Origin of the sequence: Microbacterium testaceum (genome assembly GCF_001476655.1) — a bacterium.
Classification (GTDB): Bacteria; Actinomycetota; Actinomycetes; order Actinomycetales; family Microbacteriaceae; genus Microbacterium; species Microbacterium testaceum_C.
Window position 1 is genome coordinate 1 of record NZ_LDRT01000070.1, and the last position, 17,578, is coordinate 17,578.

The window sequence follows — 17,578 nt, forward strand, 5'->3', positions numbered from 1 at the left end:
GTGACGGCGGTCCGCCGCGGACGGCCACGGCTCGCCGCCCGGGACCCGAGGAAGGCCGCGGCGGACCGCCGTCACGCGGGGAGGGTCGGCCGCATCCGAGTCCGCGGGGGGCGTGCGCTCGGACTCGGAGAGTCGCGCGGATCCCGAAGAATCAGACGCGGATTCTGCGAGATCGGCGACATTCTGCGAGGTCGACGCGTCCGCGGGGCGGGCGTCCGCAGCCTCCGGCACACCGCTCTCGGGGGACGCATCGCTCCCCGCCGCGGGCGCGCCCGCGGCCACAGGCGGCCAGGGCTCCCCGCCGGGGACGCGCGGCAGCCCGCGACGCGGGGTGCGGGGTGTGGACGCCATCTATTTCTTCGGAGCCTCGAGCGCGCTGATGAGTTGCGGGACGACGGTGAACAGGTCTCCGACGATACCGAAGTCGGCGATCGCGAAGATCGGTGCCTCGGGATCTTTGTCGACCGCGACGATGGTGGTAGCGGTCTGCATGCCGGCTCGATGCTGGATCGCGCCCGAGATGCCGAGCGCGATGTACAGCCGCGGCGACACGGTCACCCCGGTCTGCCCGACCTGCGCCGAGACCGGCACGTATCCCGCGTCCACCGCGGCGCGAGAGGCGCCGACCGCCGCCCCCAGCACGTCGGCCAGTTGCTCGACGAGCGCGAAGTTCTCGCGCGAGCCGACCCCGCGGCCCCCGGACACGACGACCTTCGCCCCGCGCAACTCAGGACGCGTCGACGGGGCCGCGGTCTCGGAGAAGCTCTCGACACGGCCGGAACGCACCCCGGATGCCACGACCTCGAGCCGCTCGACGACGAGGGGCTGCGGATCGAGGCGCTCCGTCACGGCCCCGGGGCGGAGGGTGGCGACGAGCGGCCCGAAGGTCGGGGCACCGTCGACGCTGAATGCTCCACCGAAGACGGCATGGTGGGCGACGACACCGAGCTCGTCACGGTCCACGCCGACCACGTCGGCCGCGAGAGGCAACCGCAAGCGCGCGGCCAGTCGGGCGACGGCATCGCGCGACTCCACGGAGTTCGACGCGAGCACGAGGTCGGGACTCTCCTGCGCGACCGCCGCGGCGAGGGCGTCGACCACGGGGACGGTCAGCGCCCCGGGTTCGATATCGGCGGTGAGCACCCGGACTGCGCCCCGCGCGGCGGCCTCGGCAGCGGCGTCGGCCGGACCCGCGATCAGGGCCACCGGGTCGCCCACCCGGCGCGCCGCGGCGAGGAGTCCCGCGGAGGACGCGGCGAGCGCCCCTCCGGGAAGCACCTCGAGGAGCACGAGCGCGACGGCCATCACACCACCCCCTCGGCGACGAGGAAGGCGGCGAGCTTCTCGCCGGCATCCCCCTCGTCGGTGATCTTGATGCCGGCCTCGCGGGGCGGGCGCTCGGCGACCGACACCATGATGTAGCGCGGCACCGCGGGATCTTCGACGTCGATACCGACAGCGGCGGCATCCAGGGTCTCGTACGGTTTCTTCTTCGCCGCCATGATGCCCTTGAACGTCGTGAAACGCCCTTCGGGCAGCGCCTCGGTGATCGACACGACCGCGGGGAGCGCTGCCGACACCCGCATCGTGCCCGCGTCGCTCACTCGGCCGCCGGCGACCGAGTCCTCCCCCACCTCCAGACTCGACAGCGCCGTCAGCTGCGCCACCCCGAGCACCTCGGCGACCATCGCGGGCAGCACGCCGCCCCCACCGTCGGTCGAGAGGTTCCCGGCGATCACGAGGTCGAACCCCGTGCGACGGATCGCCGCCGCAAGCACCTCCGCCGTGAGCAGCAGATCGGCCCCGCGCAGCGCGTCGTCGACGATGTGCACCGCCGACGTCGCCCCCATCGCGAGTGCTTTGCGCACGGTGGCCGCGGCCGACGCCGGTGCCATGGTCAGCACGACCACCTCGGTACCCGGGTGCGCGTCGGCATGCGCGAGCGCGGCTTCGACCGCACGCTCGTCGATCTCGTCGAGGACGGGCGTCGAGGCCGCCCGGTCAGTGAGTCCGGTCTCGAGGTCGAGCCGCCGCTCGCCCCACGTGTCGGGGACTTCTTTGATCAGGACCACGATCTTCATCGACGCGTCTCCTTGCATTCGGGGGATGGATGCCACGGCCTCACGACCGCGGACACGTGCGGGGCGCGAAGGCTTCGACACGATCAGCCACCGCTGCACGGCCGGCCGCAGCCCGGAGCCCGGCCGCCGCTCGCCGGCCCGGAACGCGCCCCGCCACGCGGATCCCGGGCGCGCGGTACCGTGAAACGCGAGGAGGACCGATGACCCGACGACTGCCGGTCGACCCGATCGCCGAAGCCAAACGCCAGTGGCTCGCGCACGGGTGGGACGATGCGGCCGACGGCATGACGGTCGTGACCTCGGTGATCCGCGCGCACCAGCTGCTCATGGCATCCATCGATCGAGCCCTCAAGCCCTTCGATCTGTCGTTCTCGCGCTTCGAGATGCTGCGCCTGCTCGCCTTCACCCGCGAGGGACGGATGCCGATGGCCAGCGCCATCGCCCGGCTGCAGGTGCACCCGACCAGCGTGACGAACACCGTGGAACGTCTGGCGCGCGACGGACTCGTCGCGCGCGAGCCGCACCCCACCGACGGGCGGGCCGCGCTGCTCGCGCTCACGGACGCCGGGCGCCAGCGGGTCGAGGAGGCGACCGACGCCCTGAACGCGGTGTTCGCCGACCTGGGGTTCGACGACGACGACGCCACGGCGCTCGTGCGGATCATCGCGCGCTTCCGCAAGGGCGCGGGCGACTTCGCCGACCCCGCTCCGGTGCCCGACCCGCTCTGACGCGGGCGCGCGGCGGGACGGCGCGCGGTCGACCGCGCGCGCTGCCACCCCGTCGCCGCGCTCATCGGTGGGTGAACGACGGAGACCGCTTCTCGCGGAACGCCGCCATCCCCTCCTTCTGGTCGGCCGTGTCGAAGAGGCCGGCGAACGCCTGACGCTCGAAGCGCAGCCCCTCGGCGAGCGTGGTCTCCAGCGCCGCGTCGAGCGCCGCCTTCGCCGCGTACAGGGCCGGGAGCGGTTTCGCCGCGATCGTCTCGGCGACCGATTGCGCTTCGTCGAGCAGATCGGCTCCCGCCACCACCCGTGACACGAGTCCGACCCGCTCCGCCTCGGCGGCGTCGATCATGCGCCCCGTGAGCACGAGTTCGGCGGCCTTGTAGTACCCCAGTGCCCGAACGAGCCGTTGCGTGCCGCCCATCCCCGGAATGACGCCGAGCTGGACCTCGGGCTGGCCGAACTTCGCGCGATCGGAGGCCAGAATCACGTCGCACATCATCGCCAGCTCGCACCCGCCGCCGAGGGCGTAGCCCGAGACGGCCGCGATCACCGGCGTCCGCACGGCCGCGAACCGCGACCAGCCGCCGAAGTGATCGGTCAGCACCATCTCGACGCTGGACTTGCCCTCCATCTCCTTGATGTCGGCCCCCGCGGCGAAGGCCTTCTCGCTGCCCGTCACCACGATCGCGCCGACGCCCTCATCGGCATCGAACGCCTCTGCTGCCGTCACGACCTCGTGCATCGTCCGCGTGTTGAGGGCGTTCAGCGCCTCGGGGCGGTCGAGGGTGATCCACCCGACGCGTCCGCGCTGCTCGACGCGGATCGTCTCGTACCCGGCATCCTGTTCCGTCATGTCACTCCCGTTCTGTCGGCGCGGACGACCCGCTCTGGCATGCTCGCACGCTCCCCCGACATCCTTCGAGGGACTCGACCTCACGCGGCCAGGACGCTCCGGCCGACGATGAGACGCATGATCTCGTTCGTCCCCTCGAGGATCTGGTGCACCCTCAGGTCGCGGACGACCTTCTCGATGCCGTAGTCCTGCAGGTAGCCGTAGCCCCCGTGCAGCTGCAGGGCCTCGTTGGCCACCCGAAAGCCGACGTCGGTCGCGAAGCGCTTGGCCATCGCGCAACGGGTCGCCGTGTCGGGGTCTTCGGCGTCCAGGGCCGTCGCCGCATCGCGCACGAGAAGTCGCGCGGCCTCGAGCTCGGTGGCCATGTCGGCCACGGCGAAGACGACGGACTGCTTCTCGGCGAGCGCCTCACCGAACGTGAAGCGCTCGTGGACGTAGGCGATCGCGCGGTCGAGAGCCCAGCGAGCTCCGCCGATCGAACAGGTGGCGATGTTCAACCGGCCGCCGTTGAGCGCCCTCATGGCGATCGCGAAGCCGCGGCCCTCACCCCCGAGCAGGTTCTCGGCGGGAACACGTACCTCGTCGAGCACGACCTGGCGGGTCGGTTGCGCGTTCCATCCCATCTTCTTCTCGAGGGCCCCGAACGACAGCCCGTCGGAGTCGGCGGGGACCAGGAACGCGCTGATCCCCCGGGCGCCCGGCTCTCCTGTGCGGGCCATGACGACATAGACGGATGCCTCGCCGGCACCCGAGATGAACTGCTTCACACCCGTGAGCACGTACGTGTCGCCGTGGCGGATCGCCGAGGTGGTGATCGCCGCCGCGTCGGATCCCGCTCCGGGTTCGGTGAGGCAGTAGGCGCCGAGATCGTCCATCGCGACGAGGTCGGGCAGCCACCGCTCGCGCTGTTGCGATGTGCCGTAGGCGTCGATCATCCACGCGACCATGTTGTGGATCGTGAGGTACGCCGTCACGGTGGGGTCGCCGTAGGCGAGCTCCTCGAAGAGGGCGATGGCGTCGCGGCGCGACAGCCCCGCACCGCCCACGTCGTCCCGGACGGAGACGCCGCCGAGACCCAACTGGCCTGCGCGGCGCAGGACGTCGCGGGGAAAGTGCTTCTCGGCATCCCATTCGAGACTGTGCGGGGCGAGCTCGGTCGCGGCGAAATCGCGGACCGCTTCGAGAATGGCCTCGCGCTCATCCGCCGAGAGGGTGCCGGCGGGAAGGGCGTCGAGCACGGGAGCAGGGGTGGTGTCCATGCGGCTCTCCTTCGTGGGGCGACGTCGTCGTCGCTCCCCCCAGATTAGCTGGACGTCCTAATAATTGGTAGGTGTTGCGACTACCACCCCTCGATAAACGCCATTCCTTGCGGGAAACGCGGTGACACAGCGTTTCCCGCGAGGGACGGCGTTTATCGGTGACGCCCGGTGCTCACGCCGCGGGTGGCACCGCCTGGCCCGCGAGGGACGGCGTTTATCGGTGACGCCCGGCGCTCACGCCGCGGGTGGCACCGCCTGGTCGGCGAGGGAAGCGTCACCCGCGAGGAACAGCGTTCACCCGCGAGGAACAGCGCGTCTGCGCGGTTTCATCCCGCGGAGACGCCGAAGAGGGCCCCGACGGCGTACGTCGCCGCGAGCGCGAGTGCGCCGCCGATGACCGTGCGCAGCACCGCCCTCCCTCGCCGCGCCCCGCCGATGTACGCGGCGACGTACCCCGTGACCGCGAGCGCGAGCAACACCGCCACGAACGTCAACGGCACCCGGATCTCCACCGGGGCGAAGAGGATCGTGGCGAGCGGCAGCAGGGCGCCGACCGTGAACGCGACGGCCGAGGCGAAGGCGGCGGCCCACGGGCTCACCACGTCGTCGGCGTCGATGTTGAGCTCGACGGCGAGGTGGGCCTTGAGGGCATCGGATGCCGTGAGCTCGGTGGCGACGCGGGTCGCGGTGTCGTGCGAGAGCCCCTGAGCCTCGTAGAGCCCCACGAGTTCGGCGAGCTCGGCGTCGGGATCGTCGGCGAGCTCGCGCCGCTCCTTCTGGATGAGCGCGTGCTCGCTGTCACGCTGGCTGGACACCGAGACGTACTCGCCGAGAGCCATCGAGATCGCGCCCCCGACGAGGGCGGCGAGGCCGGCGATCAGCACCGGGGTCGTGTCGCTCGTCGCGCCCGCGACACCGACCACGACCGCCGCGGTCGACACGATCCCGTCGTTGGCACCGAGCACCCCGGCGCGCAGCCAGTTGAGTCGCTGAGAGAGTCCCTGACGGTGCGGCTCGTCGGCGTGTGCGCCGTTCGCGGTGGTCATGGTCACAGGGTAGCCCCGGCTGAATTCGGCGTCGGCGGGGGCCGTTTCGTTCCCCCCTCGTTCACCGGGGGGTCATCGCCGCGCGACATGATCGCCACGGTGCCGCCCCCGCGGCCTCCTCGTGCGCCGTCCGCGGCGCGTGAGTTTCCCCCCGCCCCGAGGACACGCCCATGCCTTCGACCTTCCTTCGCCGTACCGTCGCGCTGGCCGCGACGACGGCGGCCGTGTGCGCACTCGCCCTGTCGAGCGCGACCGCGGCATCCGCCGCTCTCGTCGCCGATCCCGTGCGCGACACCGCCGCCGACAGCGCGGTGACGCTGCGCCCGCTCGGCTCGTACGAGACCGGCGTGTTCGACCAGTCCGCCGCCGAGATCGTGCACGCCTACAAGAACCGCCTGTTCGTCGTGAACGCGCAGGCCGGCGCCGTCGACGTGCTCGACAACAGCAACCCCGCCGCTCCCGCGAAGCTCTACGCCATCGCCGGCACGGGCGTCGCCAACTCTCTCGCCGTGCGCGCCGACGGTCTCGGCGTGATCGCCCTCGAGGCCGCCGACAAGACCGCGCCCGGCCGCCTGGTGTTCTTCGACGCGGACGCCGCCGAGCCGACGATCCTCGGCGAGGTCACCGTGGGTGCCCTGCCCGACATGGTGTCGATCTCGGCCGACGGCGCCTTCGCCGTGGTCGCGAACGAGGGCGAGCCCGCCGACGACTTCTCCACCGACCCCGAGGGCTCGGTCGGCGTCGTCGCGCTCCCCGCCGAGAAGGCCGCGCCGGGGCAGGATGCCGTTCGAACGGCCGGCTTCGGAGCCTTCGAGCAGGGCGGGTCGAAGCCCCTCGACCCCGCCGTGCGCGTCTTCGGCCCCGACGTCGCCGCCCCCGACCAGGGCTCCACGCCCCTCGCCGCGAACCGCGTGAGCCGCAACCTCGAGCCCGAGTTCGTCGCGATCGCCGGTTCCACCGCCTACGTGGCCCTGCAGGAGGCCAACGCCGTCGCGACGGTCGATCTCGCCTCGGCGGAGGTCACCGGCATCCGTTCGCTCGGCTTCAAGGACTACGGCGTCGAGACGCTCGACGCGAGCGACCGCGACCCGAAGGACGCACCTACCTATCACCAGAAGAGCTACCCGGGCCTGTTCGGCATGTACATGCCCGACGGCATCCAGGCCTACGAGGCGGGCGGCGAGACCTACCTCGTCACCGCCAACGAGGGCGACGGCCGCGAGTGGGGCGACTTCACCGACACCGCCCGCGCGAAGGACCTCGGCTCCGACGGTCTCGCTCCGGTCTGCGCCGACAGCCCGCTCGCCGGCTCGCTCGGCGACGCCGACCTCGGCCGCCTGAACGTCGCGACCGACATGGGTCTGAACGCCGACGGCACCTGCTACTCCGAGCTGTACACGTTCGGCGGCCGCGGCTTCTCGGTCTGGACGACCGACGGCGCGCAGGTCTTCGACTCCGGCTCCGACTTCGAGCGCATCACGCACGACGCGAACCCCGACTTCTTCAACTCGAACCACTCGGCCTCGAACCTCGAGGGCCGCAGCGACGACAAGGGCCCCGAGCCCGAGAACCTCGCGATCGGCGTGGTCGACGGCCGCACGTACGCCTTCATCGGCCTCGAGCGCGTCGGCGGCGTGATGACCTACGACATCACCGACCCGCGGAACGCGACCTACGCCGGGTACGTCAACAACCGCGACTTCTCGGTCTCGGTCGAAGACCAGCTCACGGGAGACGAGGCCGCCGATCGCGAGCTGCTGTCGAAGGCCGGCGACCTCGGCCCCGAGGGCGTCGAGTTCATCGCGGCCGCGGACTCCCCCACCGGTCGCCCCCTCGTGGCCGTGGGCAACGAGGTCTCGGGCACCACCACCGTCTTCGCGGTCGAGAACCCGAACGTGAAGAACATCGACATCCTCACGATCAACGACTTCCACGGTCGCCTCGAGGCCGGCTCCCAGGGCGAGGCCGGCGCCGCCGTCATCGCCGGCGCGGTGAAGGCGAAGGAGGCCGCGAACCCGAACACGCTGTTCGTCTCGGCGGGTGACAACATCGGCGCGTCGACCTTCACCTCGCTCATCCAGGACGACTCCCCCACGATCGACACGCTGAAGGCGTCGGGCCTCGACGTCTCGGCCGTCGGCAACCACGAGTTCGACCGCGGCTTCGCCGACCTCACCGACCGCGTGCTCCCCGAGTACGGCGGCGGGGAGTTCGGCCTCGGCGCGAACGTCTACAAGAAGGGCACGAAGGAGCCCGCGCTGCAGGAGTACGCGGTGAAGGACGTCGACGGCGTGCGCGTCGCCTTCATCGGCACCGTGACTCCCGACACCGCGACCATGGTCGACCCGGCCGGCATAGCCGACCTCGACTTCGGCGACCAGCTCGAGGCGGCGAACCGCGTGGCCGACGAGATCACGGCCGGCGACCTCGCCGACGTGATCGTGCTGCTGACCCACTCGGGGGCATCCGTGTCGGACGACTGCGCCGCGATCGCCGCCGACCAGGCCGGCTTCGGCAACCTGGCCACCAACGCCTCGCCCGAGATCGACGCGATCGTCTCGGCGCACACGCACCAGACGTACGCGTGCGACCTCCCCGTCGCGGGCACCGACCGCACCCGCCCGGTGATCCAGGCGTACGAGTACGGCAAGGCCATGGGCCAGCTCTCGCTCTCGTGGGACACGCGCACCGACTCCCTGGCATCCGTCTCGGGCACGACGTTCCCGCTCGCGGGCGCGTTCCCCGCGGACGCCGACATCGCGGCGAAGGTCGCCGGCTACGTCGCGCAGGCCGACGTCATCGGCGCGAAGCCGGTCGGCGAGATCAGCGGAGACATCCTGCGCGGCGGCACCCCCTCGGGTGCGGATCGCGGCGTGGAGTCGTCGATGGGGAACTGGGTGGCCGACGTGTACCTGTGGGCGACGTCTCAGAACCCCGCCTACGCCGGGACGAAGGCCCAGATCGCGCTGATGAACCCGGGCGGCCTCCGCGCCGACCTGCTGAAGGGCGACGACGGGGTGGTCACCTACAAGGAGGCTGCGCTCGTACAGCCCTTCGCCAATACCCTCGTGACGGTGACGCTGACGGGTGAGCAGCTGCGCGGCATCCTGAACGAGCAGTGGAAGGCCGAGGGCGATCGCCCGAAGCTGCACCTGGGCGTCTCCGACGGCTTCACTTACACCTACGAGCAGGACCCTGCGAACCCGCGCGTCGGTTCGGTCGTCTCGATGGCCTACCAGGGCCGCGCGATCGCCGACACCGACACGTTCACGGTCGTGACGAACTCGTTCCTCGCCAACGGTGGAGACGGCTTCCCGACCTTCGCCGCCGGAACCGACCGCACCGACACGGGTCAGATCGACCTCGACGCGACACTGTCGTACTTCGAGGCGACGCCGATCGTCGACCCGGCCCCGCTCGGGCGTGCCGTTCTCGCGTCGGACGAGACCCCGGGCGAGAACCCCGGTGAGCAGCCGGGAACTCCGGGGCCGGATGCCGACAAGCCGGGCCAGCGCCCCGGTCAGGGCCTCGCGAACACCGGCGCGGAGGCACCGTGGGGCCTCGCGCTCGCGGGTGGCTTCCTCGTGGTCGCGGGCGGCCTGGCCTTCGCCCTGCGCCGCCGCCGCACGGCCTGACGCTCCGTCCGGAACGGCCCTCACCCTCGCGGGGGTGGGGGCCGTTCCCGTTCGCGCGAGGGGTCAGAGCGTGTCGCCGGGACAGGCTCGAGGCGACACTTCTCGACCCCTCACGCGCGAATGACGTGTCCCGCGCAAAGGACGCATCAGGCGCGGAGCAGCTGAACGTGGACCCCGGATGCCGCGGACTCCACGCGCCAGACCTGCCCGCTGCCTCGCACCGACGGTGCCGCCTGGGCCGAGATCACCAGAGCCGTGTGCTCGTCGATGGCCACACCGTCGGCGACGAGCCGGGCGTCGACCGCGGCGACGAGACGCGAGAGGGTGCCCCACTGAGCGGCGTGGACGTCGACGGCGAAGTCGAGGAGCCCCAGGCCCGGACGCACCTCGACGGCGTCGAGCTCTTCGCCCGCGTCCGCCGACACGACCTCGATCCCGCGGACGCGGTATCCGCCGACGAGCGCCGGGGCCGCAGCGATGGCCGCTCCCGCGGAGAATCCGGCGTAGGGCATGCCGCCCGCGACCCGCTCGCGGATCACCTCCCGGATGCCGCGGACCGCGTCGAGATACGCCGGAGTCAGACCCCCGCCGACGAAGACGCCATCGGCCTCGATCACGGCATCCGCGAAGCTCTCGCCCTCGAGGATCGCGTGCACGCGGATCTCGTCGGATGCCGCGCCGGCGGCCTCGAGCACGCCACGGAACCGGTCGACCGACGCGTCGTCGTCGGCTTCGAGCACGAGCAGGAGCGCGATCGCGAGCGCGCGGCCGGCGGCGCGCTCCCGCGCCTCGCGCACGAAAGCTTCCAGTAACGACCCGCAGGCGGCGACGTCGCGACCCCCGCCGAGGAGATGAATTCCCATCGGCCCAGTATCCCCGCCGTAGCCCGCGTGAGTCGCCAGGTTCTGTCGCTTCGGGATGGCCGACAGCGACAGAATGTGGCGAGTCACGCGAGTAAGAAAGGGGTCAGTACCGCCGGAGCAGCGCCGCGAGCGCCTGACCGCCGCCGATGCACATCGTCACGACCGCGTACTCGAGGTCGCGGCGCTGCAGGTCGAGGGCCGCGCGCACGGTGAGGATCGCGCCCGTCGCACCGACCGGATGCCCCAGCGCGATCGCGCCGCCGTATGGGTTGACCCTCTCGGGGTCGAGGCCCGCGTCGCGGATGACCGCGACGGCTTGCGCCGCGAACGCCTCGTTCAGCTCGATCACGTCGACATCGGCCGGGCTGAGCCCGGTCTGCTCCCACAGGCGCTGGAGCGCGATGACGGGCGCGTACCCCATGATCTCGGGATCGACGCCGGCGGTCGTGACGGCCTCGAGGGTAGCGAGACCTCGCAGCCCGCGCTCGCGCACGTCGTCCTCGCGCATCAGGACTGTCGCCGCCGCGCCGTCGTTGATACCCGAGGAGTTGCCCGCGGTGACCGACCCGTCCTTCTCGAACGCGGGCCGCAGCCCCGCCAGGGCTTCGAGGGTGGTGCCGGGGCGCGGGTGCTCGTCGACCGACACCTCGACCGGCCGCTTGCCTCCGGTCGTCACGGGCACGATCTCTTCGGCAAACGCCGCGCGACTGGCATCCAGGGCCGCCCGCCGCTGGCTCTCCACGGCGAAGGCGTCCTGCTCTTCGCGCGAGACCCTGTATCGGGATGCCACGACCTCGGCCGTCGTGCCCATGTGCCGGCCGCTGAAGGGGTCGGTGAGGATTGCGAGGGTGCCGTCGAGGAGCGTCCGATCGCCGAGGCGGGCGTTCCCGCGGGCCCCGTACTCGAGGAACGGCGTGCGCGACATGCTCTCGTCGCCCCCGGCAACGGCGACGTCGATGCCGCCCCAGCGCAGCTCTTGAGCCGCTGACCAGATCGCCTGCAGACCCGAGCCGCAGAGCCGGTTCACGGTGAAGGCGGGAACACGCGTCGGGAGCCCCGCGGCGAGGGCGACGCGCCGGGCGTTGTAGGCGTCGGGACCGTTCTGTGCGATGCAGCCCATGACGACCTCGTCGACCGCGTCCTTCTCGACACCCGCGCGGCGCAGAGCCTCGGTCACCGCGACCGCGCCGAGCTCGTACGCGTCGACGCCCGAGAGCGATCCGCCGAAGGATCCGATCGGCGTGCGTGCGCCGGCGACGAGGACGATCCGCGGCTCAGACATCAGAAGAGTCCCTTCGGGGCGGGGGCGGATGCCAGAATGCCGGGTTTGGCGACGATGCTGAGCTGCGCGACTTCGGCGGGGGTGAGTTCGGGCAGGCGCTGGGCGAGGTCGAGGAACCGGTCGATCTCCTCCGGCAGCAGCACGGGTTCGGCGAGGATGCGGAACTTGCGGATGTAGTCCTCGCGGGCGAAGGGGCGGGCGCCGAGGGGGTGGGCGTCGGCGACGGCGATCTCGTCGGTGAGGGTGGTGCCGTCGGTGAGGGTGATCTCCACCCGGCCGCCGAAGGCTTTGTCGTTCGGGTCTTCGGAGTGGTACCGGCGGGTCCATTCGGCGTCTTCGGCGGTGGTGATCTTGTGCCAGAGGGCGACCGTGTCGGGGCGGGCGGCGCGCGCGGGCGTGTAGGAGTCGACGTGATGCCAGGCCCCGTCTTGGAGGGCGACGGCGAAGATGTACGGGATCGAGTGATCCAGCGTCTCCCGGCTGGCGGTGGGGTCGTATTTCTGCGGGTCGTTCGCGCCCGAGCCGATGACGTAGTGCGTGTGGTGGCTGGTGTGCAGGACGATCGAGGCGATGTTCGCCGGGTCGGTGAGGTCGGGGCGTTCGCGGTGCAGCTTTCGGGCGAGGTCGATCCACGCCTGCGCCTGGTACTCCGCCGAGTGCTCCTTCGTGTACGAATCCAGGATCGCCCGCTTGGGTTCCCCGTCCCCCGGGAGGGGCACGTCATAGGACGCGTCGGGGCCGTCCAGCAGCCACGCGATGACTCCGTCCTCCCCCTCGTAGATCGGCGACGGGGATGTTTCACCCCGCATGGCCCGGTCGACGGCTTCGATCGCCATCTTCCCCGCGAACGCGGGGGCGTGCGCCTTCCACGTGGAGATCTCACCCTTGCGGGACTGCCGCGTCGCGGTCGTGGTGTGAAGGGCCTGCCCGATCGCCTGATAGATCGTCGCCTGATCCAACCCGAGGAGCGTGCCGATCCCGGCGGCCGCCGACGGGCCGAGGTGGGCGACGTGATCGATCTTGTGCTTATGCAGACTGATCGCCCGCACCAGATCGATCTGCACCTCGTACGCGGTCGCGAGCGCCCGGACCACAGCGGCACCGTCACGGCCGGTGTGCTGGGCGACGGCGAGGATCGGGGGGATGTTGTCGCCGGGGTGGGAGTACTCCGCCGCGAGGAACGTGTCGTGGTAATCCAGCTCCCGCACCGCGACGCCGTTCGCCCACGCCGCCCACTCCGGACTCGACCGCCGCTCCAGAAGGCACCCGAACACCGTCGCCCCCGACCCCCCGATCGACACCGCGTGATCCAACGCCTGCTGCCGCGCCGCACTCACCGGCCCCCGCGACAGGGACGCCGCCGCCACCGCGGCGTTATCGATCACCCGGTTGATGATCATGTCGACCACCTCGGCATCCACCGCAACCGGATCCACCGCCACCCGCGCAAGAGACCACGCCAACTGCCCCTCCCGAGCCAGATTCTCCTCGCTGCGGTGGACACGGAGGTGGTGCGTGATCGTCATGACCCCAGCGTAGGCAGATTCGCCTGATCAGAGGCATCCGAAGGACAACACACACAGGACGGCCGACGCACAAGCGGCGCACACGAAACCCGAGGCTTCTGCCTCTCGCCTGCGAGCTCACCCGCTGCCACACTGATCGCATGCTCGTCACGACGATGAACGATGTCCCCGGCCGTCAGATCACCGAAGTCTTCGGGGAGGTGACCGGCCTGACCGTCCGCGCGCGCAACATCGGCGTGCAGTTCGGCGCCGGCCTCAAGTCGATCTTCGGCGGCGAACTGCAAGGCCTCACGAAGCAGCTCCAGGAGAGCCGCGACGAGGCCAAGCAGCGCCTCATCGAGGAGGCGCGAGCCCTCGGTGCCGACGCGGTGATCGCGATGCGCTTCGACACGAGCGAGGTGGCGCAGAACTTCCAGGAGGTCGTCGCCTACGGCACAGCCGTGAAGTTGGCCTGACGAGCGCGGTCCGCGGTTTCGCGGGGCGAGTCAGGCCCGGCCCCACGACTCCAGGGTCGTCGGGACGGATGCCAGAGTCGTGAGCGCCGCGTCCCGATCGGCGCGGGCGAGAGTCAGACCGGCGACCACAAGCGAGGCGCAGACCGCGGCCAGGGCGTCGACGGCATCCGGACCCAGGTCGGGGCGACGATCGGCGACCGCCGCGCGGATCGCCGAACGCATCTCGGCCGCGTACTCCGAGACCAGGGTGCGGACCTCGGCGTCGTCGGTCGCGAGCGGCGAGGAGCCGGCGTTCAGCAGCAGACAGCCGAGCCGTGCCCGCGGGGAGTCGGCCGCGATCCCGTCGATCATCTCGGCGACGTACGCCTCGAGCGCGCCGGGGTCACCCCCGCCGAGCGGGCGCAGGCGCGTGCGGACGACGTCGTCGAGGTAGGCGGCGAGCACGGCGTCGAAGAGTCCCCGTTTGCTCCCGAAGGCGTTGTAGATGCTCGAGCGGGTGAGGCCCGTCGCGTCCTCGAGCTCGGCGATCCCGGTCTCGGCGTAGCCGCGCCGCCAGAACACATCGCGCGCGGCGTCGACGACGGCGGTGCGCTCGAAGCTCGGCATCCTGCCCATGTTCTTCCTCCGCTTCTCCGCTGTCCGGCGTCTTCCGGGTTGCATTCGCAGGCCCGAGGTCTATATTAGACCGGTCGTTACAAAATAACCACAGGAGGCATCCATGCGCGCAGTCATCCACCACGAGTTCGGCGAGCCCGCCGACGTCCTCGGCGTCGAAGAGGTCGAGACCCCGACCCCCGGCCCCGGCGAGGTGCGCCTGCGCGTGCTGCTGTCGCCCATCCACAACCACGACCTGTGGACCATCCGCGGCACCTACGGCTTCAAGCCCGAGCTGCCCGCGCGCGCCGGAACCGAAGCGGTCGGCGTCATCGAGGAGCTCGGCGAGGGCGTCGAGGGCCTCACGGTCGGCCAGCGTGTGGCCACGGGCGGCGCCTTCGGCGTGTGGGCCGAGCAGGTCGTCGCGAAGGCCGCGGGCCTCATCCCCGTCGCCGAGGGCCTGAGCGACGAGGTCGCCTCGCAGCTCGTGTCGATGCCCTTCAGCGCGATCAGCCTGCTGCACTCGCTCGACCTGAAGGCCGGCGACTGGATCGTGCAGAACACCGCCAACGGCGCGGTCGGCCGCATGGTCGCGCAGATCGCGAAGGCGCGCGGCGTCAACGTCATCGGTCTCGTCCGCCGCCAGAGCGCGGTCGCCGAGCTCGCCGAGCAGGGGATCGACAACGTCGTGTCGACCGACGCCGACGACTGGCGCGAGAAGGCCCTCGCCCTCGCGGACGGTGCGCGCATCGTCGCGGGCGTCGACTCGGTCGGAGGCCCCGCCGCCGGCCAGGTGCTGTCGATGCTGAGCGAGAACGGCACGCTCGTCATCTTCGGCTCGATGGGCGCGGGAAAGCTCGAGCTCGGCGCCGGCGACATCATCTTCCGCCAGGCCACCGTGAAGGGCTTCTGGGGCAGCGTCGTCAGCAAGACGATGGATGCCGAGACCCGCGGCGCCCTGTTCGGCGAACTGTCGCGCTACCTCGCCGACGGCACGCTGACCCTCCCCGTCGCGGCGACCTTCGGCCTGGACGACGCCCGCGAGGCCGCTCGCGCGAGCGACTCGCCCCGCGTCGGCAAGGTGCTGCTGCGCCCGTGAGCTGAGGCGGGCGCCAGCCCGTGCGAAACTCCTGAGAGATCGGCCCCGCCCACCCTTCCCTCCGCGTGATCACGCGGGGTGCGGGGTGGGCGTTCTCCGTTTCTCAGGAGTTTCGCTCGCGACGCGGCCGTGACCAGGACAGGCGCCGCGGCCTCGTCAGCCGGGCAGGGCCTCGAGCGCGGAGGCGAGAGCGTCGATCGCGGGACGCTGACCCTTCACGAGCGCGTCGCGCGCGGCATCCAGGTCCATCCACTCCGCCCGGTCGACCTCGGGGAACGACGCCGTGCGCCCCGAGCGTGGCGGCCACTCCATCTCGAACGTGCCGAAGGTGAATCCGGATGCCGTGAACCCGGCGCCGTCGCCTGTGAACACGACGACCTTCTTGCCGCTGGAGTACGGGAACGTCCCGAGTTCGGCCCAGGGGACCTCGGGCGCTTCGACGCCGAGTTCCTCGTGGAACTCGCGGCGGGCGGCATCCAGAGCCCCCTCCGTCTCGGGGTCGTACTCCCCCTTCGGGATCGACCAGGCGCCGGCGTCCTTCTTCGCCCAGAACGGCCCGCCCATGCGCGCGATGAACACTTCGGGCTCGGGGGCGAGGCGGTAGAGCAGCAGCCCCGCACTCCACACGACCATCAGGCGGTCGCCGCGGGAACGCGCGCGGCCTCGTCCACGATGACATCGGCGCGCTTGCGGTACGTGCGCGCGGTGACGCGATCGAGGGCGATCTGCCCGCGCATCTTCTCGGCCTTCTCGTAGAGCGAGGGTCCGCCGAACCCGGTCAGCACCTTCACGAGGACCGGTAGGAGCTCGATCATGAAGAACAGCGCCGCGATCAGGTAGTGCGCCCAGCGCAGGACCGGCTCGCGATCCGACAGCCGTTCGAGAGCCGTGATCTGGCTGAGCAGACCGACTGCTCCCGCGTTGCCGTCGGCGATCGACGCCGCGCGCTGGTTGTACGCGGCGAGCGCTGTCTCGTACTGGGTGCGGGCGGCGGGGAGCTGATCCTCGGCCTGCTTCTTGTTCTGATCGGCGGAGGATGCCGCGGCCTCGGCGCCCGCGGCGTTGGCGGTCGCGAGCGCGGTCTGGGCCTGCTGCAGCTGCGTCGACAGGGCGTCGTACGACGACTGGGCCTGAGCGAGCTGTGCCTTCGCGGCGTCGGAGCTCGCGCCGTTGCCGGCGACTCCGGTGCAGCCCGGAACGCTTCCCGCGCCCTGCCCGGTCAGCTCGCACTGATACACCGCGCGCGCCTGGTCGATGACGGACTGCTGAGCGGCGAGCTGCTGCGTGAGCTGATCGACGGTCTGCTGTGCGGCGGCCGATTCGGCCGAGGTCGACGAGGTTCCCGTGACGATGCCGGTCGCGGCCTGGTTCTCGAGCGCCGAGACCTGGGCGGATGCGGCGTCGAGGGCCTGCTTCTCGGGGCCGTTGGTGACGGCATCCTGATCCGTCAGGGCCTGCGTGACGTTCGTGGAGTTCACCTCGCGGGCGATGTCGTTCTGGAACACCTGCAACACGAGGGGCTCGGCCACCACGATGCCGATGAGCGCGGCCATGATCACGCGGGGGAAGGCGAGACCGAGCAGACGGAAGACGTTCTTGGTCGAGCGCATCGTCGAGGTGAGGAAGCGGTCGAGGTTGAAGATGATGAGGCCCCACACCAGGGCCAGGGGGATCGCGAGGAACAGGCTCACGCGCACGCCCGTGAGCAGTGCGAACATCATCGACAGCGACGACACCAGCGCCGTCCCCGCGAGCACGAGGAACATCTGCACGAAGCGGGGAACCTCTTCGGGAACCTCGCTCAGCACATCGTTGTCGGCACCGCCGAGCACCGCCATGCGGCGGATCAGCGACAGGCGCGGTCGGCGCGGATCGTCGCGGCGCAGGCGGGGGTGCCGGGGGACGGATGCGACGGACTCGGCGTTCGCGGTGCGCTCCTGGTCATCGGCGGCGCGCACTCCCTCGCCGGGGACCGCATCGTCGAGCACGGCGGTCTCGCCGTCGTGGGGAACCGCCGCGGTGGCGGGCTCGTCGGCGAAGTGCGCGAGCAGGGCGGTCGCACCGGTGGGCGGTTCGCCCTCGTCGGCGTGGCCGGCGGGTGCACCCCACGGCTCGGCGGATGCCTCGGCGATCGCGCCGGAGCGCGGGTTGGTGGGGTGG

The 17,578-nt window shown here is 71.4% G+C and carries 15 protein-coding genes; 4 read left to right on the forward strand and 11 right to left on the reverse strand.

Annotated elements, in window-relative coordinates; translation table 11 throughout:
- Positions 1-351: 351 nt before the first annotated feature.
- Entirely contained in the window at positions 352-1,305 is a 954-nt protein-coding gene (locus NS220_RS10930; RefSeq protein WP_058624084.1) for an electron transfer flavoprotein subunit alpha/FixB family protein, read from the reverse strand.
- Entirely contained in the window at positions 1,305-2,081 is a 777-nt protein-coding gene (locus NS220_RS10935; RefSeq protein WP_058624085.1) for an electron transfer flavoprotein subunit beta/FixA family protein, read from the reverse strand. Before NS220_RS10935 ends, NS220_RS10930 begins: the two co-directional genes overlap by 1 nt.
- Positions 2,082-2,281: 200 nt before the next feature.
- Here NS220_RS10935 and NS220_RS10940 point away from each other — a divergent pair, with 200 nt between their 5' ends.
- Entirely contained in the window at positions 2,282-2,809 is a 528-nt protein-coding gene (locus NS220_RS10940; protein WP_058624086.1) for a MarR family winged helix-turn-helix transcriptional regulator, read from the forward strand.
- Between the two features lie 61 nt (positions 2,810-2,870).
- On the opposite strand, the gene NS220_RS10945 is transcribed toward NS220_RS10940, so the two are convergent.
- The 3 genes from NS220_RS10945 to NS220_RS10955 form a co-directional block, all read right to left on the reverse strand.
- Positions 2,871-3,659: an enoyl-CoA hydratase-related protein gene (locus tag NS220_RS10945; protein WP_058624087.1), complete on the reverse strand. Its 789-nt coding sequence runs from the start codon at positions 3,657-3,659 to the stop codon at positions 2,871-2,873.
- A gap of 80 nt (positions 3,660-3,739) precedes the next feature.
- Positions 3,740-4,918, reverse strand: coding sequence for an acyl-CoA dehydrogenase family protein (locus NS220_RS10950; RefSeq protein ID WP_058624088.1), 1,179 nt, complete (start codon positions 4,916-4,918; stop codon positions 3,740-3,742).
- Between the two features lie 326 nt (positions 4,919-5,244).
- Positions 5,245-5,964, reverse strand: a complete 720-nt coding sequence (locus tag NS220_RS10955) for a VIT1/CCC1 transporter family protein (RefSeq protein WP_058624089.1) — start codon at positions 5,962-5,964, stop codon at positions 5,245-5,247.
- Positions 5,965-6,134: 170 nt separating this feature from the next.
- Here NS220_RS10955 and NS220_RS10960 point away from each other — a divergent pair, with 170 nt between their 5' ends.
- Positions 6,135-9,599, forward strand: coding sequence for a choice-of-anchor I family protein (locus NS220_RS10960; RefSeq protein ID WP_058624090.1), 3,465 nt, complete (start codon positions 6,135-6,137; stop codon positions 9,597-9,599).
- 146 nt (positions 9,600-9,745) lie between these two features.
- Here the strand turns inward: NS220_RS10960 and NS220_RS10965 are convergent, their stop codons facing one another.
- The 3 genes from NS220_RS10965 to NS220_RS10975 all read right to left on the reverse strand — a co-directional run bounded on the left by NS220_RS10965 (position 9,746) and on the right by NS220_RS10975 (position 13,270).
- Positions 9,746-10,462 (reverse strand): Type 1 glutamine amidotransferase-like domain-containing protein, encoded by a 717-nt coding sequence (locus NS220_RS10965; RefSeq protein WP_058624091.1) that lies wholly within the window; start codon positions 10,460-10,462, stop codon positions 9,746-9,748.
- Between the two features lie 103 nt (positions 10,463-10,565).
- Positions 10,566-11,744, reverse strand: coding sequence for a thiolase family protein (locus NS220_RS10970; RefSeq protein ID WP_058624092.1), 1,179 nt, complete (start codon positions 11,742-11,744; stop codon positions 10,566-10,568).
- On the reverse strand, positions 11,744-13,270 hold the full coding sequence (locus NS220_RS10975; protein ID WP_058624093.1) for an MmgE/PrpD family protein: 1,527 nt from the start codon (positions 13,268-13,270) through the stop codon (positions 11,744-11,746). The genes NS220_RS10970 and NS220_RS10975 overlap by 1 nt, the downstream gene beginning before the upstream one ends.
- A gap of 140 nt (positions 13,271-13,410) precedes the next feature.
- Between NS220_RS10975 and NS220_RS10980 the strand changes: the two genes are divergently transcribed.
- Positions 13,411-13,725 carry a YbjQ family protein gene (locus NS220_RS10980; protein ID WP_058624094.1) on the forward strand — a complete coding sequence of 105 codons (315 nt, stop codon included), beginning with the start codon at positions 13,411-13,413 and terminating at the stop codon, positions 13,723-13,725.
- Between the two features lie 30 nt (positions 13,726-13,755).
- On the opposite strand, the gene NS220_RS10985 is transcribed toward NS220_RS10980, so the two are convergent.
- The gene (locus NS220_RS10985) at positions 13,756-14,331 is read right to left on the reverse strand and encodes a TetR/AcrR family transcriptional regulator (RefSeq protein ID WP_242864599.1); all 576 of its coding nucleotides are present in this window, start codon (positions 14,329-14,331) and stop codon (positions 13,756-13,758) included.
- Between the two features lie 112 nt (positions 14,332-14,443).
- Here NS220_RS10985 and NS220_RS10990 point away from each other — a divergent pair, with 112 nt between their 5' ends.
- On the forward strand, positions 14,444-15,418 hold the full coding sequence (locus tag NS220_RS10990; protein WP_058624096.1) for a zinc-binding dehydrogenase: 975 nt from the start codon (positions 14,444-14,446) through the stop codon (positions 15,416-15,418).
- 156 nt (positions 15,419-15,574) lie between these two features.
- Here NS220_RS10990 and NS220_RS10995 read toward each other — a convergent pair whose 3' ends face one another.
- Positions 15,575-16,051, reverse strand: a complete 477-nt coding sequence (locus tag NS220_RS10995) for an NUDIX domain-containing protein (protein ID WP_058624097.1) — start codon at positions 16,049-16,051, stop codon at positions 15,575-15,577.
- A partial coding sequence (locus NS220_RS11000) for a DUF4407 domain-containing protein (RefSeq protein ID WP_346335421.1) occupies positions 16,051-17,578 on the reverse strand: 1,528 nt, incomplete at its 5' end. The genes NS220_RS11000 and NS220_RS10995, both read right to left, overlap by 1 nt.

Coding starts and splice junctions, on each gene's coding strand:
- NS220_RS10930 (WP_058624084.1), bottom strand. CDS start 1,305: ATGGCCGTCGCGCTCGTGCTCCTCGAGGTGCTTCCCGGAGGGGCGCTC.
- NS220_RS10935 (WP_058624085.1), bottom strand. CDS start 2,081: ATGAAGATCGTGGTCCTGATCAAAGAAGTCCCCGACACGTGGGGCGAG.
- NS220_RS10940 (WP_058624086.1), top strand. CDS start 2,282: ATGACCCGACGACTGCCGGTCGACCCGATCGCCGAAGCCAAACGCCAG.
- NS220_RS10945 (WP_058624087.1), bottom strand. CDS start 3,659: ATGACGGAACAGGATGCCGGGTACGAGACGATCCGCGTCGAGCAGCGC.
- NS220_RS10950 (WP_058624088.1), bottom strand. CDS start 4,918: ATGGACACCACCCCTGCTCCCGTGCTCGACGCCCTTCCCGCCGGCACC.
- NS220_RS10955 (WP_058624089.1), bottom strand. CDS start 5,964: ATGACCACCGCGAACGGCGCACACGCCGACGAGCCGCACCGTCAGGGA.
- NS220_RS10960 (WP_058624090.1), top strand. CDS start 6,135: ATGCCTTCGACCTTCCTTCGCCGTACCGTCGCGCTGGCCGCGACGACG.
- NS220_RS10965 (WP_058624091.1), bottom strand. CDS start 10,462: ATGGGAATTCATCTCCTCGGCGGGGGTCGCGACGTCGCCGCCTGCGGG.
- NS220_RS10970 (WP_058624092.1), bottom strand. CDS start 11,744: ATGTCTGAGCCGCGGATCGTCCTCGTCGCCGGCGCACGCACGCCGATC.
- NS220_RS10975 (WP_058624093.1), bottom strand. CDS start 13,270: ATGACGATCACGCACCACCTCCGTGTCCACCGCAGCGAGGAGAATCTG.
- NS220_RS10980 (WP_058624094.1), top strand. CDS start 13,411: ATGCTCGTCACGACGATGAACGATGTCCCCGGCCGTCAGATCACCGAA.
- NS220_RS10985 (WP_242864599.1), bottom strand. CDS start 14,331: ATGCCGAGCTTCGAGCGCACCGCCGTCGTCGACGCCGCGCGCGATGTG.
- NS220_RS10990 (WP_058624096.1), top strand. CDS start 14,444: ATGCGCGCAGTCATCCACCACGAGTTCGGCGAGCCCGCCGACGTCCTC.
- NS220_RS10995 (WP_058624097.1), bottom strand. CDS start 16,051: ATGGTCGTGTGGAGTGCGGGGCTGCTGCTCTACCGCCTCGCCCCCGAG.